The sequence below is a fragment of the Mesorhizobium sp. LNJC394B00 genome (assembly GCF_000502555.1).
In the GTDB taxonomy this organism is placed as follows: domain Bacteria; phylum Pseudomonadota; class Alphaproteobacteria; order Rhizobiales; family Rhizobiaceae; genus Mesorhizobium.
On sequence record NZ_AYWH01000007.1, the window covers coordinates 18,605 to 41,184 of the forward strand.

Consider the following 22,580-nt stretch of genomic DNA (forward strand, 5'->3'; position numbering starts at 1 on the left):
ACCTCATGCAGGAAAGGCCATGGCCCGCATTGCCGTCATAACGCATGAATTTGACCGCTTCCAGAGCCGGCGGGGCCTCCTGCTGCGCCAGGACAGCCCCTACATGCTGTTCGACGTCCTGGCGGAGCTGAAACGGCGCGGTCACTCCGTGCAGATCATGCGTGGACCCTCGGCAAGTCATAACGCCGATATTGCCGTCCTGCATGTCGACGCGACAGTGACGCCATCGGACTATGTCGACTACGCGCGCGGATTTCCGATTTGTCTCAATCTTGGTGCAACCGACATTTCCAAGCGCCGCATCAGCGGTGCGATCCTCGAGGAGGGTGCCAACTGGAGCGGCCAGGTCATCGTCAAGAGCAACCTCAATCATTGGGGGACGCCCGAGGAGCAGCTCAACCGAAAATCCGTTCGCGCCGGCAAGGCAGTGCCTTTCCCGGGCGCGCAGACCTTCGACCGCTATCAGGTGCATGCCTCGCTGGCCGATGTGGCGCCGGAGATTTTCAGGCGTGCCGACCTGATCGTGGAAAAATTCATTCCCGAAATCGAGCCCGACGGGTTTGCGGCGCGGTTCTGGATATTCTGCGGCGATCGGGAGCGCTGCACCCGCTATGTCTCGCCGCAGCGCCTGGTCAAGGGCGACGACACCATCCGCCGGGAGCCGGTTGCGGTTCCCGACGAATTGCGCGCCTTGCGTCGGAAGCTGGGCTTCGACTATGGCAAATTCGACTTTGTCCTGCATGAGGGCAGGGCGGTGCTGCTCGATGCCAACAAGACCCCAGGTCGCGCCAGGAACCTGTCGAAGATTGTTGCCGCCGGCACCGCCAACCTGGCCGACGGCTTCGAAAACCTCATCCACCAGACCGGACGGGGTCGAATCGGGCGCTAGAGAAACAACCCCAGCTGCGTATGGATGATCGACCGGTAGTCCTCGATGGTGTGGCGGCTTTCCTCCTGGTTCTGGGTCAGCGCCATGCGCACGACGCCGCCGGCCAGTTGGAAGATCAGGAAAACCATACGGCCGAACTCATTGCGTCGCTCTGGCGCGAGAAAGGGGCCGACATGGTCGCAGAACATCGTCGCCTGGCGCCGGGTTTCGGCGATGTCGAGATTCTTCAGCGCCTTGTCAGCCTGGATGGCGTTTTGCAGGTCCTGAATGGCGGGGTCGCCGGCGACGCGCTCATAGTAGTCGTCGAGCAGCCGGTCGGCCGCAGCGATAACGTCGCTCAGCCCGCCGACGTCGGCAACGATCGCGGCAAGCCGGGCGCGGCTCACTTCGGAGAATCGCTCGTAGAGCATCGCCAGGATCGCCGACTTGTTGGGGAAGTAATGATAGACGGTGGCGATCGGCCCGCCGGCCTGTGCGCCGACTTCCTTCATGGTGACGGCGTCGATGCCTTTCTCGCCGATCAGCCGCATGGTCGTCGACAGGATGGCGTCGATGCGCTCGCGGCTGCGCTCCTGTTTGGGCCTGCGCCTCGGTTCGGTCGTCATCTGCACTGCTTCGTTCATGCCGCCATCCTCTCGATCGCCCAGACCATTCGATCGCCAAGACCATCCCCAGCCTTGTTGGTGCCAAGTCCCGCTACTGATTGACAAACGAATATGATCGAGTATCAGTTTCTAAATGCTGACAGACTGTCAGTTTTTTTGCCGTCAGGCAAGGACGTTGGGAGGCGACCGTGACTTCTGCTGGTAACGCGGATGCCGGGAACGGCGACTGGCTGGTCGGCAACCCCACTGGGGCGCAACTCGCCTCGGCATTGTGGATCGGCTCGGTCGGCCTGCTCATTCTCGGGCTGCAGCCGGTGCTTCTCGGCGCGCTCTACACCGAAGGGCATGTCAGCGGTGACGAACTCGCGCTGGTCGCCACGGCGGAGATGATCGCCATCGGCATCGGATCGGCGGCCATCGCCATGATGCTGTCCGCCCACAATATGCGCTTGAAAAGTGCCGTCCTTCTGCTCTTGCTGGCGCTGGCGAACGGGGCGACCGCCTATGCGCTGACCTCGACCTCGCTGATTGCCGCCCGCGCGGTGGCAGGCCTCGCCGAGGGTGGGCTGGTGGCGGTCGCCACGGAACTGATCGCCCGTTCACGCCGGGCCGAGCGCATCGGCGGCTTCTTCGTCACCCTTCAGACCCTGGCGCAATGCGCCCTTGCCCTGCTGCTGGCGCTTTACGTCATCCCGGCCGCCGGATCGGCGGGCGGCTTCATCGTTCTTGCCGTCGTCTGCATCGCCTCGGTGGCCGTCGCCTTCATCGTCCCGGATAGCTATGCCGACCTGCCCAAGGAGGAACAGTTCAGCAATGTGCTGACCGTTCCTTCGCTTGCCGCTTTGCTGAGCGTCTTCTGCTACTTCATGTTCTTCGGCTCGGTCTGGGCGTTTCTCGAGCCACTTGGCGCACAATACGGCATCGATGGCCGCACCGTCGGCCTGATCGTCTCGGCCAACCTCGCATTGCAGGTGCTGGGCGCAATGACGGCTACCGTCTTCGAGGCGCGCATCGATTACCGCTTCGCCATCGTGGCGATCGGCGTGGTCGCCGTCGCCAGTTCCGTGATGCTCGCCGGCAGCCCCGGCCTGACGGTTTTCTGGGTCGCGGCCTTGATCATGGGCCTCATCCTTCTGTTCATCGTGCCCTATCAGATCCGGCTGGCGATCACCGCCGACGAGACGCGCACGGCCGTGCTTCTGGTGCCGGCGGCCCAGCTTTTCGGTCTGGCGATCGGCCCGGTCGCGNCGACGAGACGCGCACGGCCGTGCTTCTGGTGCCGGCGGCCCAGCTTTTCGGTCTGGCGATCGGCCCGGTCGCGGCATCGCTGCTGATCGACGGCAAGGATTTTCGGCCGGTGCCGGAATTTGCCGCCGCCAGTGCTGCGGCCAGCGTTGTGCTGCTCGGCCTGTTCGTCCTGATCGCACGGCGCCGCCGCGCCATCGCCTGAGACACGACCGGGGGAGCATCTCCTCGATACTTGACTAAGTCAAATAAATGACCGATCGTTGATGGGGCAGGAGGCTTCCCATGACGATCCATCATCAACCCGGCAAGGAACGCATCGACGCGGTGCGGGCTTTCAACCGCTTCTACACCCGCCAGATAGGTCTGCTCGACGAAGGCCTGCTGAAAAGCGCCTTCTCGCTGACCGAGGCGCGGGTGCTCTACGAACTGGCGCATCGCGATGGCCTGACCGCCAGCGATCTCATCCGCGATCTCGGCCTCGACGCCGGTTATGTCAGCCGGCTCCTGAAGAAGTTCGAGCACCTGCAGCTGATTGCGCGCGCGCCGCTGGCGTCGGATGCGCGGCAGTCGTCGATCACGCTGACGCCGGTGGGGCGGCAGGCCTTCGCGCCGCTGAACCGGGCTTCGCACGACCAGGTCGCGGCCTTGCTGGAGCGGCTTCCTGCTGCCGAACAGGACCGGCTGGTCAAGGCCATGCAGACGGTGCAGCAACTCCTGGGCGACAGCCCGGAGACCAAAGTGCCGTATATGCTGCGCCCCTTGCAGGTCGGCGACATCGGCTGGGTGGTGCGCCGCCAAGGACAGATCTACGCACAGGAATATGGCTGGGACGAAACCTACGAGGCGCTGGTCGCCGAAATCCTCGGCGCCTTCGTAAAATCCTTCGATCCAGAATGGGAACGCAGCTGGATTGCCGAGCGGCAAGAGGAGGTAGTCGGCTCGGTCTTCGTCGTGCGCAAGTCCGACGAGGTGGCAAAATTGCGCCTGCTCTATGTCGAGCCTTCGGCGCGCGGCCTCGGCATCGGCAAACGGCTGGTCGAGGAGTGCATCGGCTTCGCCCGCGCCAGGGGCTACAAGACGCTGACCCTGTGGACCAACGACATTTTGACCGCCGCCCGGCACATCTATGAGAGTGCGGGCTTCAGGCTGGTGGACGAAGAGCGCCATCACGCCTTCGGCAAGGATCTGGTCGGCCAGAACTGGAAGCTGGAGCTGTAGCGCCTTTTCACCGGAAGAAGGCAAGATCGCGCGCAAACGCTCTCACACTCTAACCGGAATCCATATCTCCAGCCCGCCATTGCCACTGCGCGGATCGAACTCCGGGCCGTAGCGTTCGAATTCGGGGCCGTCGGCTATATCGTGCCCCGAGGCCGGCAGCCATTTGTTCCAGATCGTGTTGACGGTGCGGCGGATCGTGGAGATGTGCTCGGCATGGGTGAACACGGCGTATTTCTGCGCCGGCACCCGCACCCGCGAAAGCTCCTTCGGCAGGTCCGAGAAATCCGAAACTTCGACGCCGGCGATATAGTCGAAATTGCCGGCATCGTCGCCGTTGACGCAGACGCCATAGGCGACGTCGCCGGTCTCGCCCGGAATGTTGCCGATATAGGGACCGAAGCGCTGCCACTGCATCGGAATAGCCGCGCTGGTTTCGCAGCTGTAGCGCTCGCCGAGGCCGGCAATGAGGAAGGGATGGCCGGTCTCGAAGCGCGGCGGCGGCAGTGAGGCGAGGAAGGACTGGTCCATCAGGATCGGCTCCACCAGGTCGAGATTGCTGAGGCTGCCCTGCGCGCGCACCAGTTCCGGCGTCGTGCCGAACTGATCGCGGAAGGCGCGGGTGAAGGCTTCGTGCGAGGCGTAGCCGGCATCGAGCGCGACCGCGAGGATGTCGGGCGCGCCGGAAGCCAGCTTGCGCGCCGCTTCGGTCAGCCGGCGCGCGCGCATATAGCCCATCACCGAACGGCCGGTGGCGGCGCCAAAGGCGCGCGTCACATGAAAGCGCGAGACGCCGCTGCTTTGCGCGACATCTTCAAGCGAGATCGCTTCCGGCAGATGGCTCTCGACAAACCACAGCGCTTTCTCGGTCGGGTTCATAGGTCTCCTCGCATTTGGCGGCACATTTTGTCGGCTTTTTGCGAGGCCAGTTTGATCGAAATTGCGCCTGTCGTAAAATCGAAGGGCGCTGGTCGACTGTGGCAGGTCACCATCGTGGAAAGCCGTTGCTGGGCGGCCTCGGCCTGGCTCGCTGGGACAATATCTGGGCGCGCTAGGTGCGGGCACCACCCTTGCCTATGCGCTGTGGAACCACCGCCGGCTCGATGCCTTCGCCGCCGGCGAAATGCCGCCGAAAGCCTAGGTGTGCCGGTGGCGAGGACGCGCAAGACGACCTTTCTTCTCACGGCGTTCTCGACGGCAATTCACGTCTCGGTCGGGAAGTCATCCGCAACCGTCATTGCCTGTGCCATGACCGCATCTGCATGGCTGCCATCCCTCTTTTTCGGCTCTGGCGCAATGCGGCGCCTTGAATGGTAAGCACGCTTATAATATATACCGCTCATGGTTTCCGACGGCATAGATAGATTGGGCTTTTTGATCCACGACGTGCAGCGCCTCATGCGCAAGCGCTTCGAGGCGCGCGCCAGCGGTCTTGGCCTTTCCTCGGCACAATGGCGGCTTCTGGTTCGCGTCGCCAAGGAGGCCGGCGTCGCCCAGGCTCGCCTCGCCGAACTTCTCGAAATCGAGCCGATCAGCGTTTCACGCCTCGTCGACCGGATGGAGGAGGGCGGCTGGATCGAGCGGCGCTCCGACGCAACTGACCGGCGCGTGCGCATGATCTTCCCGACAGCCAAGGCGAACGCGGCCTATGCCGAGGTCAAAAGCCTTGCTGGCGAAGTTTATGAGGAATCGCTGGTCGGCGTTTCGCCGGACGACCGCCGCGTCCTTATCCGGGCGCTGGACACCATCGTGCAAAACCTGGCGGACGGCGAGACGTCGTCCTTGAAGAGTACGGAAGGGGCAGCAGCATGAACGCGGCAGCCAAACTAGACGAGAATGTTACCAAGATCGAGACGCCGGCACAGCCGGCTGCCGAAGCGCCTGCACAGCCGGCTGCCGAAGCGCCTGCACAGCCGGCCGCAGCACCTGTCGCGGTGGCTCCCCCGGTTCAACCCGCTCCGGCTCCGGTCAAGAAGCGCCGCATCGGCCGCTTGCTGCTGATGGTCGCCCTGCCGGCCGCGCTGGCCATTGGTGGCGGTTATGTCTGGGTGACCGGCGGCCGCTATCAGGAAACCGAGAACGCCAATTTGCAGCAGGCCAAGGTGTCGATCGCCTCGGACACGGCCGGCCGCATCGTTCAGGTCGGCATCTCGGACAATCAGCAGGTCAAGCAGGGCGATGTGCTGTTTGCCGTCGACCCCGAGCCCTACCGGATCGCGTTGGCGCAGGCCGACGCGGCGGTCGCAGTCGCACGCGTCGGTATCGAACAGCTGCGCGCCGCCTACAGCCAGGCGCTGGCGCAGGAAAAGTCCGATGCCAGCCAGGTCGACTACGCGCAGTCGCAGTATGACCGCGCCGCCGACCTTGCCCAGAAGGGCATCAACGCCAAATCGTCGCTGGACGAGGCCAAGAACGATCTCGACAAGGCCAGGCAGCAACTGGCCGTTGCCGAGCAAGGCATCATCAGCGCCAAGGCGGCTCTCGCCGGCAATCCCGATATCGAGACCGACAAGCATCCGACGGTGATGGCCGCACTCGCCGCGCGCGACAAGGCCGCCTACGATCTGGCGCAGACCACGGTCAAGGCGCCGGCCGACGGCGTCATCAGCCAGGCCTCCTCGTTCAAGATCGGCCAGTATGTCGGTTCCGGCACGCCGCTGTTTGCGTTGGTCGAGACCGGCGACACCTGGATCGATGCCAATTTCAAGGAAACCCAGCTTACCCACATGAAGCCTGGCCAGAAGGCCGAGATCGTCGTCGACACCTATCCGGGCAGAACTTTCGAGGCCACCGTCAAGGCGATCGGCGCCGGCACCGGCGCGGAGTTTTCGCTGTTGCCTGCTCAAAACGCCACCGGCAACTGGGTCAAGGTCACGCAGCGCATTCCGGTGCGCCTGGAGCTGACCGATGCCGACGCCAAAATGGCGCTGCGCACCGGTATGAGCGCCTCGGTTACGGTGGACACCGGCGTTGCTCGCGGGTTCCCCGCTATCTTCGGCCACGCCACCGCAGGCGAAGCGCAATAGACTGTGAATGGACCGTGATCTCGAAAAGCAGGATCACGGCCCGGCAGAACGCCCGCCGCAGGCGAGGTGAAGTTGAGATGACAGGATCGGCCCGACGGCAGGTTGAACGAGGGGTGGATTGGACCGGGCCGCATCGCGGCCTGCCCAGAACCTGGACCATCTCGGCGCCCATCCTTCGGACCTTGGATTTCCGGGCGGCAAGCGCCTGATGTGTCGAGACCTTCGATCGATGTAACCCCCACATCGATAGATCGCGTCCCACCGCGATGAGGGTCTCTTCACCAGAGAAGGCCTCGCCGCCCGGAAACCTAATGTACACGTTTTTGTTACCTGTCGGAAGTTCCGCATCATGACCACACCAGAACCTTTCAAGGAAGTGCCGCATCGCGGCCTGATCACCGTGGCGCTGATGCTGGCGACGGTCATGCAGGCGCTCGACACCACGATCGCCAATGTCGCGCTGCCGACCATGACCGGCGACCTCGGCGCGTCGCCCGACAACATCAACTGGGTGTTGACCTCCTACATCGTTGCCGCCGCGATCATGACGCCGGTGACCGGCTGGCTGGCCGACCGCTTCGGCCGCAAGGAACTGTTCCTGGCGGCGGTTGTCGGCTTCACCGTGTTCTCGATGCTGTGCGGCATTGCCTGGAGCCTGGAGAGCATTGTGTTCTTCCGGCTGATGCAGGGCGTGTTCGGCGCGGCCATCGTGCCGCTGTCGCAGACCTTCCTGCTCGACATCAACCCCAGGGAACGCCACGGCCAGGCGATGGCCATCTGGGGCGCCGGCATCATGCTGGGGCCGATCCTGGGTCCGACGCTGGGCGGTTGGCTGACCGAGAATTTCAACTGGCGCTGGGTGTTCTTCATCAATTTGCCGGTCGGCATCATCGCCTTCCTCGGCATGGCAGCCTATTTGCCGGTCGTTGCCCGGCGGATCCGCAGCTTCGATTTCTTCGGTTTCGCCATGATTTCGCTCGGCGTCGGCGCGCTGCAGCTGCTGCTCGACCGCGGCGGCGAGGTCGACTGGTTTTCCTCGGTCGAAATCTGGATCGAGCTTGCTCTTTCGATCACCGGCTTCTGGGTTTTCATCATCCATACACTGACGGCGGAACGTCCTTTCATCGACCCCAAGATCTTCCTCGACCGCAATTTCGTCACCGGTCTGGCTTTCATCTTCGTCATGGGCGTGCTGATCCTGGCCTCGATGTCGCTGCTGCCGCCGATGCTGTCGACCATCTTCGGCTATCCGACCGTCACCATCGGCGTCGTCCTGGGGCCGCGCGGTGTCGGCACGATGATTTCGATGCTTGTCGTTGGACGGCTCATGAGCAGGATCGACGCCCGCATCCTCGTCGTCATCGGGTTTCTGCTCACCGCGCAGTCGCTCTACACCATGTCCTCCTTCACGCCGCAGATGGACAATTGGCTGATCCTCAGCTCCGGCGTCATCCAGGGCCTGGGCATGGGCATGGTGTTCGTGCCGCTGTCCACGGTGGCCTTCGCCACGCTGGACGTGCGCTTCCGCACCGACGCCACGGCCCTGTTCAGCCTGGTTCGAAATCTCGGTTCGTCGATCGGCGTGTCGGTGGTGACGGTTCTCATGGTGCGCAACACGCAGGTCAATCACACCGAATTGTCGGCCTTCATCAACCCATTCAACTCCAATTTGTGGGCGCTCTCGCCGGCGGCAGCAGGCGGCGATCCGACGGCACTTTCGCAGGTGGACCGCATGGTCAACATCCAGGCGATGATGATCTCCTATGTCAACGACTTCAAACTACTGATGGTGATGACGCTGGTTGCCATTCCGTTTGTCTTCCTGCTGCGCAAGCCGAAGACCGCTCCGGCCGGCGCCGCCACGCCTGCCGCGCATATGGATTGAGGCGGGCACTGTAGCGCTGGCAGCAAGTCGGTTTAGCCCTAATGATCTGGGGTGCAAGAACGTGGCCGCTGCTCAGATTATCGTCAAAACCCTTATGCGCAAGAGAATATCGATAATGGCCCCTTGGAAGTTGATTTGAAATGAGATTTCCGCCTTCGGTATCCGGTTGCTGACGCCTCCAATTCCGTTACAGTTCATCTTGAATTAGCACATCTGTAACATTGTCAGTCGACTTTCAGTTCGCAGGAGAGAGGCCCTTTCTAGTTTCAGGCGCCAAGCCGGAGGAGGTCTGTTTGGTCACGAAGTCATCCAGAAGATCCGCCGCGACGCGCGCGCCGGTGGGCCTAGCCGCGTTGGCAAGACTGGCTGACGTCTCCTACGACACGCTCGAGGGAGAACTTCGCACGACCATTGCGGCTCTCGAAGGGCAGACCCTGCGCTTCGAGACTGCGATCGAGAATATTTCGCAAGGCATCTGCCTTTTCGATGCGGATGAACGGTTGATCCTGAGCAACCGGCGCTATGCGGAAATCTACCGCATAGCGCCCGAGGAATTGCGGCCTGGCGTGACACTGAGCGAAATCGTCGAGCGCCGCGTCGCCGCCGGCACGGCGGCGACGGCCGCCGACACCTATCTCGCGACGGCTCGCTCGATCAATTCGGGCAAGGCTTCGCGGCTCTGGACCGCCAAACTTGTCGATGGTCGCACAATCCAGATCCGTAACCAGCCGATGCCCGATGGCAGTTGGATCGCCACGCATGAGGACATCACTGAACTCCTCGCCAATCGGCAGATCGTCGACGAGCGCATTTCGCTGCAGGCGCTGATCGACTGGGTGCCCGATTATCTCTGGGTCAAGGATACGCAAAGCCGTTTCGTCGTGGTCAACAGCGCCCTTGCGACCGATAGTGGGCGCAACAAGACCAGCGACATGATCGGTTTGACCGATTTTGATCTCCACCCCCCGGAAGTTGCGCGGAAATTTCGCCTGGTCGAGCAGCGCCTGCTCAAGAGCGGACAACCGATGATCGATGCGGAAGAGTTCGTCGTCGATGCGTCGGGGAACGACAAATGGCTTTCGTCGACGAAGGTGCCGTTGCGCAATCGCCAAAATGAAATCTTCGGCCTGGTTGGCATCGCCCACGACATCACCGCCCGCAAACAGGCGGATGTCCTTCGCAGCGGGCAGGCGCAGATCCTCGAAATGATTGCCACGAGCGCGCCGCTGGAGGACGTGCTCGACCGCCTCATGCGCTTCGTCGAGGCTCAGTTGGAGGGGATATTCGGTTCCGTCCTGCTGCTCGACAAGGACGGCATTCATTTGCGTCACGGTGCGGCGCCGGGCCTGGCGAAAGCCTATACGAGCGCCATCGATGGGGCGGCCATCGGTCCCAAGGTGGGATCCTGCGGAACCGCCATCTACCGGCGGGAACCGGTCATTGTTACCGATATTCTGCAGGATCCGCTTTGGGACGATTACCGCGAACTGGCGGCACCCCATGGCTATCGTTCGTGCTGGTCAACCCCGATCCTGTCGCATCGGGGCGTCGTGTTGGGCGCCTTTGCCATGTATTCGATGACCGTGCGCGAACCCACCCATGCCGAGACCCGCCTGATCGAATTCACCACACACATTGCCGGCATCGCGATCGAGCGCAAATTGGCGGAAGACCAGATCCACTTCATGGCCAACCATGATGCGCTGACCGGCCTGCCCAATCGCGCTTTGCTGGAGGATCGGCTTTCCCAGGCGGTCCTCTACGCGCAGCGATACAATCGCTGGATGACGGTGGTGTTCATCGATCTCGACAATTTCAAACTGGTGAACGATACGTTTGGCCACAATGCCGGCGACGAACTCCTCAAGACCGTCGCCAGCCGTTTGGTTGGATGCGTGAAGGCCACCGACACCGTCGTGCGGCTTGGCGGCGACGAATTTGTCATCGTCCTGTTCGACCAAACCACCAATGTCGATGTGGTCTCGGAAACCCTGCAGACGATCAGGGATGCGATCGCGGAACCGGTTCTTGTCGGAGAGCATCGGCTGAGAACGACGGCCAGCATCGGCATCGCAAATTACCCGAAGGACGGGACCAGCCCGGATACGCTGTTGGCCAATGCCGACGCCGCCATGTATCGCGCCAAGGAATTCGGCCGCGACAATTTCCAGTTCTATGCCCCGGAGTTCAACTCAACTGCACATGAAAAATTCCTGCTTCAGGAGGAATTGCGAAACGCGCTCGCCCGGTCGGAATTCGCTCTGCACTATCAGCCACAGGTGGATCTGCGATCGGGGCAGGTTTTCGCCGTCGAAGCGCTGGTGCGCTGGAACCACCCGACGCGAGGCCTGGTTTCGCCGGCGATGTTCATCCCGACCGCCGAGGAGACCGGGCTGATCGTGCCGCTCGGCGACTGGATCCTGCACGAAGCCTGCCGGCAGAACAAAGCCTGGCAGCGCGCCGGTCTGTCGCCCGTAACCGTCTGCGTCAACGTGTCGGCGCGGCAGTTCCGGGAGAAGAACCTGATCGACCGCGTCGTCAACGCGTTGAAGGAAAGCGGCCTGGAGGCGAGGTATCTCGAGCTCGAAGTGACGGAAAGCCTGATCATGCAGGATTTCGAGCTGGCGGTCGCAACGATGAACGGACTGCAAAAGCTCGGCGTGCAGATATCGATCGACGATTTCGGAACAGGCTATTCCAGTCTCAGCGCCCTCAAGACGTTTCCGGTGGCGCGGCTGAAGATCGACAAGTCCTTCATCAACGATCTCGCGACCGACGAGAACGATCAGGCGGTCACTGGCGCCGTGATTTCCCTGGGGCAGAAGTTGAACCTTCGGGTGCTGGCCGAAGGTGTCGAAACGGAAGACCAGGTCGCCTTCCTGCGCAAGAACAATTGTGACGAGGTGCAGGGCAATTATTTCAGCAAACCCCTGTCGCCTGGGGATATCGGCGAGCTGATCGCGAAAGGCTGACGGCTGGGTCGCGCCGTGACCGCTGGCTGCTATTTTCCGAGCACCAGGCTCCAGTAGCGGATGGCGCTGTCGCGCCCGTCGCGTACATAGGCGAGGCCGAAGCGGCTGAAATCCGGATCGAGCATGTTGCGGCGGTGGCCGGCCGAATGCATCCAGATGTCGAACAGCTTCTGCTGGTCGAAGCGGCCCTCGGCGATGTTCTCGGCAGCAGCGCCCCGCACGCCATTGTCTTTCATCCGCGACGCGAAATCCTTGCCCCAGCCGGTCGTGTGGCTCATGCGTTCGCGCGAGGCCATATAGCCGGCCTGCTGCAGAGCGGCCTGCTCGAGCTGGGCGTCCGGCACCAGCGCCGGCAGTCCGGCCGAAGCTCGGATGCCGGCCAGCGCCGCGGTGGCCGAGGACGACACACCGGCGCCTTCGCCGGTCGGCACCGAGACCGTGCTGCAAGCAGCGAGGCCAGCCATGGCTGCAAGGCCGATCAGCAGTAGGCGCCTGTTTGATTTTGGACTTGCTTCGCCAGAGCGGGTTTGCGCGAGCGGATGATTGGTGGTGCAGATCATTGTCATGCCTGCCTGACTTAGCGGCGATCATGGCTTTTGCCGGGCAGGGCTGCGAAAATCTCAATCGCAGGCCTCCGTGCAGGTTCGGCCGGCCGATTCGAATGGGAAGGTCGGCGGCCGATGTAGTCTCGGCGCGCTGCGTCCGATCAGCGTTGCGCGTCGGTCGCCATTTTAAGCGCCAGCGCGGCAAGCACCGTGCCCATCATCCAGCGCTGGATGACCATCCATAGCGGCCGTCCGGCAAGAAAGGTGGCGATCGAACCGGCCGTTACCGCGATGATGGCATTGACGGTCAGGCTGATCGAGATCTGCGTGGCGCCGAGCACCAGAAGCTGCGACAGCACATGGCCGTTGCCCAGCGAGATGAACTGCGGCAGCAGCGACAGATAAAGCACCGCCACCTTGGGATTGAGGAGATTGGTCATTAGACCCATGGCGAACAGCTTGCGGGGCCTGTCCTTCGGCAGTTCGCGCACCTGGAATGGTGAGCGCCCGCCGGGCCGCACCGCTTGCCAGGCGAGCCATAGCAGATAGAGCGCGCCGGCAATGCGCAGTGCGTCGTAGGCAAACGGCACGGCAAGCAGCAGCGCGGTGATGCCCAGTGCAGCCGATACGACATAGAACAGAAAGCCGACCGCCACGCCGCCGAGCGAGATCAGCCCGGCCTTGGGGCCTTGCGACAGCGAGCGCGAGATCAGGTAGATCATGTTCGGCCCGGGCGTCAGCACCATGCCGAGGCAGACCAGCGCGAAGGCGAGATGGTTGGCGGTTTCGGGCACGAGCGATCTCCGGGAAGCGGTGACGATACCCATCACGCGTTTTGACTCACCGCAAGAGCATGATGGCCGGAGCCTTTGCGCCAGCGTCGAAAATGACGAAAGCGGCGAAGCCGCCAATTTCCCCCGCAAGGTGGGGAAGATCAGCAGCTTCAACCCTCAGCTCACCACGCGCAAGTTCGAGAGCTCGTTGGCGATTTCCTTGAAATTGTCGGACAGCGTGGCGCCGGTCGCGTTCCAGAACAGTTTTGCAGGCTTGCTCGGGTCGGTCGGATCCTTGCGGAAGCGAGAGTCCGACGAGCACGTCTTCAGTGCCTCCATCGCGCTCTTGTCGCCGGCGTCGGTCGTCGACATGTCGAGCGCCACCGTCATCACCATGATGTTGGCCGCCTTGGCGTTGTTGCACAGCGTCGCCATCTGCTCGTTGAGCGCGGCGGTGTAGTTGCTCGACGAATAGTTGAGCTGGCCGATGGCGCTCGACGTGCCGCCGAACAGGCGGGTGACCGCAGTGCCGTTGTAGCCGACGCCGGTATAGCCATAGGCGGCATAGGTCGACTTGTTGCCGGCGGGATCGCTGCTGGGCACCGCATAGGTGTTCTCGCCGTCAGTGAGCACGATGACCACCTTGTCGTTGCCGCGCTCCGTCTCAGGACGTCCTCCTGTGAAAGGCTCCGTGCTGGAGACGGTGCGCCAGCCCCAGGCCATGCCTTCCGGCACATTGGTGAAGCCGTTCGGCGCCATCAGGTCGATCGCAGCCTTGATCTTGGTCAGCCCGGCGGTGTTGGAGACGTCGGTCAGCGGCGTGATCGGTGTCGTCGTGCAGCTGTAGTTAGGACCTGCACCCGTCCCCAGCACCGGAGCATTGATCGGCCGTGGCTGGAAATACTTGGCCATGTTGGACTGCCTGGTCTTGGCGGTGGTGCTCGCCGGATCGTCGTTCCACCAGCTGTTGGCTGCGCCATAGGTCTTGGGGGCCACCTCGTCGGGGTCCTGCGTTATGTACCAATGATTGCCCGGCTCATCCGGCGCAAACATCGGCACGAACATGGTCGCGGGATCGCCGACGCCGGTGCCGGTGTTGTTCGGTCCGCCGGAGGCCGGCGCGTCGTTGACATTATAGGGATAGGGCCGCACTTCGACGCAGCCCTGCCAGCTGGCGAACGGTCCATATGTGTCGTTGTAGTCGTATTCGTTGTGGCTGTCCGAGCATGTATGATTGGGGCGATATTTGTCGCAGACCACGCGTTTGCTGCCGACGATGCGCTCGTGGCTGGTGACCACCTTCATGTCGCGGTAGAGCGAGAAGCGGGTCAGCATCTGCCCCTCCTGCTCACCCCAGCCAATGCCTTTCTTGTACCAGATGCCGCCGATCTTCTGGGCATATTTGTCGGCTGCGTTAAGCGTGGACCAGGCGAAATTCTCATTGTGGATGGGCGACAGCCCGTAGGCGTCGATCCACGACGCGTTGTCGTTGCTGGCGCCGACATTGACCGAGGCGGCGAACGGCACAAGGCTGAACTGGACCGGCTTGTCGATCTGCTTGATCATCGCGGCCTGCAAGGCAAGCGTGTCGACGAGCTGCTTGGCGGCTTGCTTGAGAAGGTCGATGCGCTTTTGTCCGGCACCCGTGCCCGTGTTCGACATCGACCCCGAATTGTCGAGCACCATGGCCACTTCCAGCGTGTTCTTCAGCCGGACTTGCGAACACACGGAGTAGGTGACGTTTTCCGACGTCCTGCCGATCAGCATCGCCGCTGCCGGCAGGAAATAGGGCTTGTAGACCAGGCTGGCGCACAGCTTGACGATGCCGCCGCCGGTCGTGCTGCTGGGCAGCGTAACGCTGAGCGTCGTGTCGGCGGGATCGACGTCGTTGAGGTTTGCCTTGAAGAAGTCGAGCGCATAGGCCCGCAACTGGTCGTCGGTGGCGCCTTCCACCAGCCGGCGCGCGGTGGCGAAGTTGGCGGCGTCGAGTGCGTTGACCACCCTTTGCTTCTCGCTGACCACGCCGGTGTAGTCGACAGCCATTGCCACGCCGCCCATCAGTGGCACCATCGCCACAACGGTCATCAGAGCGTAATTGCCGCGGCGGTCACGCCAGAAGTCACGCCGGAATGTGCGCCAGAGTTCACGCATGTGATGTAAGCGGCCCCGCCTGCGGATTCTTCAATGCCGCCACAGTTTCACAAAACGTTAAAGGACGGGTTTGGGAAACTGCTCGATTGCGCGGATAGCGCTTCACCAGGCGCTAACCAAATGCGCCAGCTGCCGAACGCAAAACGCCCCGCCGAGGCGGAGCGCCTTGTTCGAAAGATCGCGCCGATCAGCTGACGATGCGCAGGTTCGACAGTTCGTCGGCGATTTCCTTGAAACTTTGCGACAAGGTGGCGCCGGTCGCGTTCCAGTACAGCTTCGCCGGTTTGCTCGGGTCGGTCGGATCCTTGCGGAAGCGCGAATCCGAGGAGCATTTCTTGAGCGCATCTATGGCAGTCTTTTCCGCCGGCTTGGAACTAACAAGGTCGAGCGAGACGGTCATCAAGAGAATGTTCGAATTCTTCGCATTGGCGCAAAGGGTTTGCATCTGCTCGTCAAGCGCGGCCGTGTAGTTGGTCGCCGTATAGGTTGTCTTGGCGACGGTCGTGTTGACGAACAGGCGGGTCGCAGGCTCCACTGGCTTCGGAAAATTAGGGCCGGTGTAGCCATAGGCGGCGTAGGTCGATCCATTCTTGGCGTAGTTGCTGGTCATGTCGTTGCTGGGGCCGATGCTATAGGTGTTTGCGCCGTCGGTCAGGACGATGATCACTTTGTCGTTGCCTCTTTCGGTGTTCGGCCGGCCTTGCGTAAAAGGCTCGTTGCTCGACACCGTCCGCCAGCCCCAGGCCAGCCCTTCCGGCACGTTGGTGTTGCCCGTCGGGGCCATGGCATTGATGGCATCCGTCAGGATTTTCTTGCCATCGGTGGTGGTTATGTCCTGCAACGGCGTGATCGCGGCGGTCGTGCATGCCGAATTGGGTCCATCATCGGCCGCAGCGGCTGCTGCGTCCCAGGGCTTTGTCAGAAAATACTTGCGCATATCCGCCTGGCGTTTGGGGACAGTCAGCGTGTCGGAATAATCGATCCACCAATTGTTGGCGTAACCCCACGTCGATGTGCTGGTGCGAGTTGTGTCGGTCCAGAAATTGCCAGCTTCGTCCGGCGCGAACATCGGCACGAACATGGTGGCGGGCGTGCCAGTGGTCGGCGACGTGTCGTCGTCATTATAGGGATACGGCCTCGCCTCCACGCAGCCCTTCCAGGCTTCGTATTTGGCGACGACGGAGGTCTTGCAAGTGCCGTTCGAGTTTTTCTTCGTACAGGTCGTTGCCATCATGTCCTGATAGAGGGTGAAACGCGTCATCTCCTTGTCTTTGTCAGTGCCCCAGCCCGTGCCGCGCTGGTAGTAAACGCTGCCTACTTTTTCGATCCATTTGGTGGCATTTGCCGCCGCTGTCATCGTCGACCAATCGAAGTTCTGATGATGGATCGGGGAAATGCCGGTCGTGTCCAGCCACGTCGGCAATGGAGCCGGGGGGATCGGAGCGCCGACATTGACCGACGCAGAAAACGGGACCAGCGAGAACTGCACCGGCTTGGTCACCTGTTTCATTTGTGCGGCCTGGAGCGCCATTGTATTGACAAGCTCGGTCGCGGCCTTCTTGAGCAAATCTATTCGCGGCTGGCCGGTGCCGGAGCCGTTGATGCTCATGGAGCCGGAATTGTCGAGCACGAGAGACACTTCCAGCGTGTTCTTGAGGCGGATCTCGGAGCAAGCGGAGGTTTTGGCATCGGTGGACGTTCTTCCGATCAGCATGGCCGCCACCGGCAGGAAATAGGGGTGGAACGTCAAACTGGCGCACAGCTTCAGCGTGCCGCCACCTGCGTTGTTGTTGGGCAGCGTCACCGTCAGGGCCGTATTGGCCGAGCTGACCTTTCCGAGATTGGCTTCGAAGAAATCCTTCGCATAGGCCTTGACTGCCGTGTCGGTCGCCCCGGTGACGATCTGCTGTGCCGTGGCAATCCCGGCGGCATCCAGCGCGTTCAGCATGTTCTGCTTCTGGCGCAGGAGATCGGTGTAGTCAATTGCAAGCGCCAGCGCGCCCATCAAGGGCACCATGGTGATCACTGTCATCAAGGCATAGTTGCCGCGTCTGTCGTTCAGAAATCTGCGGATCATGCCTTCAGCACCCCTGCCAGGACCCAATATCGGTCCGAAGATGCCCACAAAATCGTTAAATTTCAGGTTGCTGAAATACATTCAACATCGGCCCATCTTTTCAAGGCTCGTTAACCACTCGGCCCTGGTGATCAGCGGTGCGACATTGTTTCGATCGACCGAAGCTCGGAGAAGGGTGGTTCCTGCCCGTTGCAACCCTTTGATCAGCCCGTTGCGCAACAGCCTCGCAAGTGCCGAAAAGCTGGTGACAGGATGAAACGCTTCGGTTAATGCGGGGCCGGTTGCGGCGGACCGTCGGCTGCAGCTCTCGCAATGATCGTCACAGCAGGAAAACGGCATGGCGGATTCGCCTGACATCATCGGCTCGCTCGCGGATTTGTCGGGCGCCTACTCGGCCATCCTGTGCGATGTCTGGGGGGTGATCCACAATGGCGAATGGCATTTTCCGGCGGCTGCCGAAGCGCTCGCCGCCGCGCGTGCGGCAAAGGTCCCGGTCGTCCTGATCACCAATTCGCCGCGCCGCAATGCCGATGTGGTGGCGCAGATGAATGCGATCGGCGTTCCCGCGGCCGCCTACGATCGCGTCGTCACCTCAGGCGATGTGACCCGCGACCTTATCGCCGAAGGCCCGCGAACAATCTTCCATATCGGCGCCGACCGCGACTTCACCCTCTATGACGGCCTCGACGTCGAGCTCGTCGAGGAGTTCGAGGCTTCCGGCGTGGTCTGCACCGGGCTGTTCGACGACGAGGTGGAAACGCCTGAGGACTACGCCGATCTGCTGCGCCGGCTGCGCGCCAGGAACCTGCCTTTCATCTGCGCCAATCCCGACATCGTGGTCGAACGCGGCGAGCGCATGATCTGGTGCGCCGGCGCCTTGGCGCGTGACTATGCCCAGCTTGGCGGTCGCACGCTGATCGCCGGAAAACCCTATGCGCCAGTCTATGACGTAGCGCTGCGGGAGGTTGCCGTGCTTCTCGGCCGCGACGTCGCGCGCTCCGAGGTGCTGGCCATCGGCGACGGCATGATGACCGACGTCAAGGGCGCCGCCGACAACGGCATCGATGTTCTTTACGTCTCAGGCGGCATTCACGCGCGCGACTATGGCGATCCCATGCAGCCGGACCCCGCCAGGCTTGCAGCCTTTCTGCAAAAGCACGGCTACCGGCCGGTCGCCGTCATTCCAAGACTGCGGTAGGATTGCTGCATGAGAGCAGCTTTCGAACACATTTCAGCAACCGCGCCGCTGCCGCCGCATTTTCGCCGCGGCGTGGTGGCGATCGGCAATTTCGACGGCGTCCATCGCGGCCACCAGGCGGTGCTCGATCGCGCGCTTGCCGAAGCCAGGCGGCGCGGCGTGCCGGCGCTGGTGCTGACCTTCGAGCCGCATCCGCGCAAGGTATTCAGGCCCGATATGCCGCTGTTCGTGTTGACGCCGCCGCCGATGAAGGCGCGGCTGTTGTCGCATCTGGGCTTTGCGGCACTCGTCGAACAGCCGTTCACGCGCGCCTTTGCCGGCCTGTCTGCAGAAGCTTTCGTGACCGACGTGCTGGAAAGGAATCTCGGCATCACCCATGCCGTCACCGGCTTCGATTTCCACTTTGGCAAGGACCGGCAAGGCGGCCCGGCCTTTCTGATGGTCGCAGGCGAGCGCCACGGGTTCGGGGTCACCCTGGTCGACGCTTTTCGCGACGAGGGCGCCGAGGTGGTGTCGTCGAGTCGTATCCGCGCGCTGCTCTGCGAGGGCGAGGTGGCCGAAGCCGCCGGCCTGCTCGGCTATCGCTTCACTGTCGAAAGCGAAGTCATCGGTGGCCAGCAACTCGGCCGCACGCTCGGCTTCCCGACAGCCAACATGAGGCTTTCTCCGGAAGCGACTCTCAAGGAAGGGATTTATGCCGTCCGCTTCCGCCGCGCCGATGGCACGCTTTATGACGGTGTGGCCAGCTTCGGCCGCCGTCCGACCGTCGACGACAATGGCGCGCCGCTGCTCGAAACCTTCGTCTTCGACTTTGCCGGCGATCTCTATGGTGAGATCTGCGACGTATCGTTCTTCGGCTTTATGCGCCCCGAGGTGAAGTTCGATGGGCTCGATGCGCTGGTGGCACAAATGAAGCGCGACGAGGCGGAGGCGCGCGCGCTGCTGGCCGGCGTCAGGCCGCTTTCGCAGTTGGACAGCGCGATCGCTTTTTGAGCTTCCGGCCGCTCACTTCTTCAACGCCAGTCCAACGGCGATGAAGGTCCAGCCCTGGAAGATCAGGTCGATGGCCAGGAACAGGCCGAGCACCCACAGACTGTTGACCGGCCAGCCCATGGCGATGGTCAGGCCCGCCAGCACGCTGATCAGGCCCGCCGCGACGACCCAGCCCCAGCCATTCTCCGGCCGGTGGCTGTAGCCGACCCAGGCCCTGAGCGCGCCTGAAGCGACCAGCGCAACCGCCAGCAGGAAAGTCAGCACCGTCGATGCCAGCAGCGGATTATCGAAGGCAAAGAAGCCGGCAATCGCATAGAGCAGGCCGCTGAGCAGCCAATAGAAGAAGCGGCTCCAGCTTTTCACGCCGAAGGCGTGCACGATCTCGATGATGCCGGCCATCAGCATCAGCCATCCCACGACATAGACCGAGGCGACGGTGGCGATGAACAGATTGCCGAAGGCAATGCCGCCGAAGATGAGCAGCAGCACGCCGAGCGCGACGAACCATCCCATTTGTCTCGTGTCCGGCCGATCGCGTCTTTCAGGGTGTCACCGTGCAGGGTCATAGCCGCATCTCCTCGAAATCGCCTGGCACCTTGCCGGGAGGTTAGCCCCGGCTGTAACGGACGTCCAGCCGATGGCGACGGCTACCAAACAAACAAAGCGTCGGTGGCGCGGCTTGAGGTTCGCGCGTACGTGTCAACTTATGGCAGCCCACCCAGTCACAAGGATGAGGACAAGCGTGACGAGCGCTCCAGAGACGTAGACGATCGTTCTGACACTGCCACCCTTGGCGGCATTGCCGCCGCGTAGGTAAACCCCCAGGTGAAGCAGGCGTATCGCCACATGAACCCAGACAATGGTCGCCAACGTGGCCGACCCAACGCCAACCATCATGGCCAGCACCGCCGGGACGACAAAAGGCGCCAGCGCCTCGACCGAGTTCATATGCACGCGGTCGATCCTGTAGAGGAGATTGGCGTCGTCGGCCGGGATCACCGGACCGGAAAGCGCTCCGGCAAATCCCTTGGACGAACCCGAGTAAACCGCCAGCGCGACTGACAAAAGACAGAGGATCAGTACACCGAGGATGCTTAGCCAATAGGGCTCCATAGTTGTGCTCCTTCAGGTCACTTTGCCGGCAAAAAGATCTTGGAATCGCCTGAGATACAGCGGCCAGCCTTGATCGCCGTCGATTCCAAAGCGCACGCCTTCCCAGCCTTCGCCATGACGTTCGAGATTGCGATGCTCGATCTCGACGCGGGTCCGGCTATTCGTCTCCGCCGTAAACCGGACTTCCCACTCGCTGGTCCTGTCCGGATTGGTCTCGATCTGCCATTGAGGGCTGATATCCCAACTCAGAAGCAGTCGGCTGGGCGGCTCGTAGGCCAGCACCCGTGCCCAGCGGCACTCGCTGCCATCCACACTGCGGTCGTAGACGTGACCGCCAACGCGGGGTTCGAAGATCGTCTCGGCGATCGGCACCGCAAGCAGGTTATGCTCTTTGGGTTTGAAACTGCCGAAGTCCTCGGTGAAAACCTTGAAGGCATGCGCGATCGGAGCCTCGACAAGGATGGAGTGCCTCACCGGCGGTTGATGCGTGCTCATTCCTGCTCCTTCAAGCGCTGTTCGATGACCACTTTGTAGGCCTCCAAGGTCTTGCTCCAGAACCGGTCGAGTTCGGCGCGCAGGCTGGCCAAGCCTTCCGGATCGACCCGGTAGATGCGTTGCTTGCCTAGCCGTGTGTTGGCCACGAGGCCGGCGTCCTTGAGCACCTTCAGGTGCTGCGAGACCGCCGGCCGGGTGACAGGAAGCGCACGAGCCAATTCCCCGACCGAACAGGGTTGTTCGACCAGCAGTTCGAAGATCGTGCGCCTGGTCGGGTCGCCAAGCGCTGTCCATCTGTTCATGTTAGCCTGCACTAACGCGAGTTTAGGCAACCTCGCTATTTCTGTCAACTCGCCACAGGCCCGGCGGCGCCCTGTTCAAACGGGCCACAGCATAAAAAACAGGGTCGCAGTTGCCGCCACTCTACAGATTTTAAGTCAAATTTTACCGAACCGGCGCCATGGCGTTGGCTGCCGGGTGTTCTCTCCGTTGGTTTCGCGTATGTGGTGATGATGCGTATTGTCTGGTCGATTCCACTTTTTCTCGCCTCGGCGCTGCTCACTGTGTCCATCGCCAATGCGGGCGAGGGCACCTTCGGCGGGCTGTCCGGAGACTGGTACCTGACGCTTGGCGCCACCGGCATGGTCGCGCCGAAATTCGAGGGCTCCAACAGCTATCTGCTCAGCGCATCGCCAATCATCTCGCTGGGCAAGGCCGGCCCGGCCGCGCGCTTTACCTCGCGCAACGACAACATCTCGCTGGCGCTGGTCGACGATGGCGGCGTCCGCGCCGGCCTGACCGGAAAATTCCTGTTTTCCCGCGACAGCAAGGATGAGCTCAAGGGCCTCGACCCGGTGCGCTGGGGCGGTGAGGTCGGCGGCTTCTTCGAAATCTATCCGACGGACTGGCTGCGCGCCCGCGCCGAACTGCGCCATGGCATTCGTGCCCATGATGGCTTTGTCGCCGACATCGCCGCCGATGCTTTCTACGACGTGACGCCGACTGTCAGAATTTCGGGCGGACCACGCGTGTCCTTTGCCTCGTCGGGCTATTTCGACTCTTATTATGGTGTCAACGCCAAGGAGGCTGCGGCCTCGGGCCTGAGCGAATACCATCCTGGCGGCGGCCTGAAATCGACCGGCCTTGGTGGCGCCATCACCTGGAAGGTGACCGATCCGATGACCGCCAGCCTGTTCGGCGAATATGCGCGCCTGATGGGCCCGGCCGCCGATTCCAGCCTGGTCCAGGAGCGCGGCGACCGTAACCAGTTCACGGTCGGCGTCTCGACCACCTATCGCTTCGACTTCGCGATGTAAGTGAATCGAACAAGAGACGCTTTATTCCTGCGGCTTTCTCCGCTAAAAGCCCGGCAATGACGAGCTTTTCACGCCTTCG

At 62.3% G+C, this 22,580-nt stretch carries 19 protein-coding genes; 9 read left to right on the top strand and 10 right to left on the bottom strand.

Annotated features, from left to right (window positions below; all coding sequences use genetic code 11):
- Window positions 1–19: 19 nt before the first annotated feature.
- On the top strand, window positions 20–889 hold the full coding sequence (locus tag X751_RS143345; RefSeq protein WP_023745449.1) for a hypothetical protein: 870 nt from the start codon (window positions 20–22) through the stop codon (window positions 887–889).
- On the opposite strand, the gene X751_RS143340 is transcribed toward X751_RS143345, so the two are convergent.
- On the bottom strand, window positions 886–1,512 hold the full coding sequence (locus X751_RS143340; RefSeq protein ID WP_023682986.1) for a TetR family transcriptional regulator: 627 nt from the start codon (window positions 1,510–1,512) through the stop codon (window positions 886–888). The two genes, X751_RS143345 and X751_RS143340, sit on opposite strands and share 4 nt — an antisense overlap.
- Window positions 1,513–3,024: 1,512 nt before the next feature.
- On the opposite strand from X751_RS143340, the gene X751_RS143335 reads away from it, so the two are divergent.
- Complete coding sequence (locus tag X751_RS143335; RefSeq protein WP_023724806.1) at window positions 3,025–3,960, top strand: helix-turn-helix domain-containing GNAT family N-acetyltransferase; 936 nt, start codon at window positions 3,025–3,027, stop codon at window positions 3,958–3,960.
- Between the two features lie 42 nt (window positions 3,961–4,002).
- On the opposite strand, the gene X751_RS143330 is transcribed toward X751_RS143335, so the two are convergent.
- Window positions 4,003–4,836, bottom strand: coding sequence for an AraC family transcriptional regulator (locus X751_RS143330; protein ID WP_023745451.1), 834 nt, complete (start codon window positions 4,834–4,836; stop codon window positions 4,003–4,005).
- Between the two features lie 462 nt (window positions 4,837–5,298).
- Between X751_RS143330 and X751_RS143325 the strand changes: the two genes are divergently transcribed.
- The 4 genes from X751_RS143325 (at window position 5,299) to X751_RS143310 (ending at window position 11,840) form a co-directional block, all read left to right on the top strand.
- Window positions 5,299–5,769, top strand: a complete 471-nt coding sequence (locus tag X751_RS143325; RefSeq protein WP_023705728.1) for a MarR family transcriptional regulator — start codon at window positions 5,299–5,301, stop codon at window positions 5,767–5,769.
- Window positions 5,766–6,983 (top strand): HlyD family secretion protein, encoded by a 1,218-nt coding sequence (locus X751_RS143320; RefSeq protein WP_023745452.1) that lies wholly within the window; start codon window positions 5,766–5,768, stop codon window positions 6,981–6,983. Before X751_RS143325 ends, X751_RS143320 begins: the two co-directional genes overlap by 4 nt.
- A gap of 349 nt (window positions 6,984–7,332) precedes the next feature.
- A complete protein-coding gene (locus X751_RS143315) occupies window positions 7,333–8,868 on the top strand; it encodes a DHA2 family efflux MFS transporter permease subunit (RefSeq protein WP_023745453.1) in 1,536 nt (511 codons plus the stop codon).
- Window positions 8,869–9,161: 293 nt separating this feature from the next.
- Window positions 9,162–11,840, top strand: a complete 2,679-nt coding sequence (locus tag X751_RS143310; RefSeq protein ID WP_031247157.1) for an EAL domain-containing protein — start codon at window positions 9,162–9,164, stop codon at window positions 11,838–11,840.
- A gap of 29 nt (window positions 11,841–11,869) precedes the next feature.
- Here the strand turns inward: X751_RS143310 and X751_RS143305 are convergent, their stop codons facing one another.
- The 4 genes from X751_RS143305 to X751_RS143290 all read right to left on the bottom strand — a co-directional run bounded on the left by X751_RS143305 (window position 11,870) and on the right by X751_RS143290 (window position 17,386).
- The gene (locus X751_RS143305) at window positions 11,870–12,304 is read right to left on the bottom strand and encodes a CAP domain-containing protein (protein ID WP_245265806.1); all 435 of its coding nucleotides are present in this window, start codon (window positions 12,302–12,304) and stop codon (window positions 11,870–11,872) included.
- Window positions 12,305–12,546: 242 nt separating this feature from the next.
- Window positions 12,547–13,179: a LysE family translocator gene (locus X751_RS143300; RefSeq protein ID WP_023715207.1), complete on the bottom strand. Its 633-nt coding sequence runs from the start codon at window positions 13,177–13,179 to the stop codon at window positions 12,547–12,549.
- A gap of 156 nt (window positions 13,180–13,335) precedes the next feature.
- Complete coding sequence (locus X751_RS143295; RefSeq protein WP_023745457.1) at window positions 13,336–15,309, bottom strand: TadE/TadG family type IV pilus assembly protein; 1,974 nt, start codon at window positions 15,307–15,309, stop codon at window positions 13,336–13,338.
- 187 nt (window positions 15,310–15,496) lie between these two features.
- Window positions 15,497–17,386 (bottom strand): pilus assembly protein, encoded by a 1,890-nt coding sequence (locus tag X751_RS143290; protein ID WP_031247159.1) that lies wholly within the window; start codon window positions 17,384–17,386, stop codon window positions 15,497–15,499.
- A gap of 337 nt (window positions 17,387–17,723) precedes the next feature.
- Here X751_RS143290 and X751_RS143285 point away from each other — a divergent pair, with 337 nt between their 5' ends.
- Together X751_RS143285 and X751_RS143280 are read left to right on the top strand one after the other, a co-directional pair.
- Entirely contained in the window at window positions 17,724–18,584 is an 861-nt protein-coding gene (locus X751_RS143285) for a TIGR01459 family HAD-type hydrolase (protein ID WP_023745459.1), read from the top strand.
- 9 nt (window positions 18,585–18,593) lie between these two features.
- Entirely contained in the window at window positions 18,594–19,577 is a 984-nt protein-coding gene (locus tag X751_RS143280; RefSeq protein WP_023745460.1) for a bifunctional riboflavin kinase/FAD synthetase, read from the top strand.
- Between the two features lie 12 nt (window positions 19,578–19,589).
- On the opposite strand, the gene X751_RS143275 is transcribed toward X751_RS143280, so the two are convergent.
- From X751_RS143275 to X751_RS143260, 4 genes are all read right to left on the bottom strand, one after another.
- Window positions 19,590–20,090 (bottom strand): HdeD family acid-resistance protein, encoded by a 501-nt coding sequence (locus X751_RS143275; RefSeq protein ID WP_023745461.1) that lies wholly within the window; start codon window positions 20,088–20,090, stop codon window positions 19,590–19,592.
- Between the two features lie 186 nt (window positions 20,091–20,276).
- On the bottom strand, window positions 20,277–20,690 hold the full coding sequence (locus X751_RS143270) for an MAPEG family protein (protein WP_023745462.1): 414 nt from the start codon (window positions 20,688–20,690) through the stop codon (window positions 20,277–20,279).
- A gap of 12 nt (window positions 20,691–20,702) precedes the next feature.
- On the bottom strand, window positions 20,703–21,185 hold the full coding sequence (locus X751_RS143265; RefSeq protein WP_023745463.1) for an SRPBCC family protein: 483 nt from the start codon (window positions 21,183–21,185) through the stop codon (window positions 20,703–20,705).
- Complete coding sequence (locus X751_RS143260; protein WP_023745464.1) at window positions 21,182–21,487, bottom strand: metalloregulator ArsR/SmtB family transcription factor; 306 nt, start codon at window positions 21,485–21,487, stop codon at window positions 21,182–21,184. Before X751_RS143260 ends, X751_RS143265 begins: the two co-directional genes overlap by 4 nt.
- Before the next feature lie 210 nt (window positions 21,488–21,697).
- Here X751_RS143260 and X751_RS143255 point away from each other — a divergent pair, with 210 nt between their 5' ends.
- Window positions 21,698–22,501, top strand: a complete 804-nt coding sequence (locus tag X751_RS143255) for a MipA/OmpV family protein (protein WP_031247161.1) — start codon at window positions 21,698–21,700, stop codon at window positions 22,499–22,501.
- The last annotated feature ends 79 nt before the right edge of the window (window positions 22,502–22,580 follow it).

Bases quoted from the DNA above. Each gene is read 5' to 3' on its own strand.
- X751_RS143315 (WP_023745453.1), top strand. From the start codon at position 7,333: ATGACCACACCAGAACCTTTCAAGGAAGTGCCGCATCGCGGCCTGATC.
- X751_RS143285 (WP_023745459.1), top strand. From the start codon at position 17,724: ATGGCGGATTCGCCTGACATCATCGGCTCGCTCGCGGATTTGTCGGGC.
- X751_RS143295 (WP_023745457.1), bottom strand. From the start codon at position 15,309: ATGCGTGAACTCTGGCGCACATTCCGGCGTGACTTCTGGCGTGACCGC.
- X751_RS143340 (WP_023682986.1), bottom strand. From the start codon at position 1,512: ATGAACGAAGCAGTGCAGATGACGACCGAACCGAGGCGCAGGCCCAAA.
- X751_RS143345 (WP_023745449.1), top strand. From the start codon at position 20: ATGGCCCGCATTGCCGTCATAACGCATGAATTTGACCGCTTCCAGAGC.
- X751_RS143330 (WP_023745451.1), bottom strand. From the start codon at position 4,836: ATGAACCCGACCGAGAAAGCGCTGTGGTTTGTCGAGAGCCATCTGCCG.
- X751_RS143275 (WP_023745461.1), bottom strand. From the start codon at position 20,090: ATGGGATGGTTCGTCGCGCTCGGCGTGCTGCTGCTCATCTTCGGCGGC.
- X751_RS143265 (WP_023745463.1), bottom strand. From the start codon at position 21,185: ATGAGCACGCATCAACCGCCGGTGAGGCACTCCATCCTTGTCGAGGCT.
- X751_RS143335 (WP_023724806.1), top strand. From the start codon at position 3,025: ATGACGATCCATCATCAACCCGGCAAGGAACGCATCGACGCGGTGCGG.
- X751_RS143260 (WP_023745464.1), bottom strand. From the start codon at position 21,487: ATGAACAGATGGACAGCGCTTGGCGACCCGACCAGGCGCACGATCTTC.
- X751_RS143290 (WP_031247159.1), bottom strand. From the start codon at position 17,386: ATGATCCGCAGATTTCTGAACGACAGACGCGGCAACTATGCCTTGATG.
- X751_RS143280 (WP_023745460.1), top strand. From the start codon at position 18,594: ATGAGAGCAGCTTTCGAACACATTTCAGCAACCGCGCCGCTGCCGCCG.
- X751_RS143320 (WP_023745452.1), top strand. From the start codon at position 5,766: ATGAACGCGGCAGCCAAACTAGACGAGAATGTTACCAAGATCGAGACG.
- X751_RS143305 (WP_245265806.1), bottom strand. From the start codon at position 12,304: ATGGCTGGCCTCGCTGCTTGCAGCACGGTCTCGGTGCCGACCGGCGAA.
- X751_RS143325 (WP_023705728.1), top strand. From the start codon at position 5,299: ATGGTTTCCGACGGCATAGATAGATTGGGCTTTTTGATCCACGACGTG.
- X751_RS143270 (WP_023745462.1), bottom strand. From the start codon at position 20,690: ATGGAGCCCTATTGGCTAAGCATCCTCGGTGTACTGATCCTCTGTCTT.
- X751_RS143255 (WP_031247161.1), top strand. From the start codon at position 21,698: ATGCGTATTGTCTGGTCGATTCCACTTTTTCTCGCCTCGGCGCTGCTC.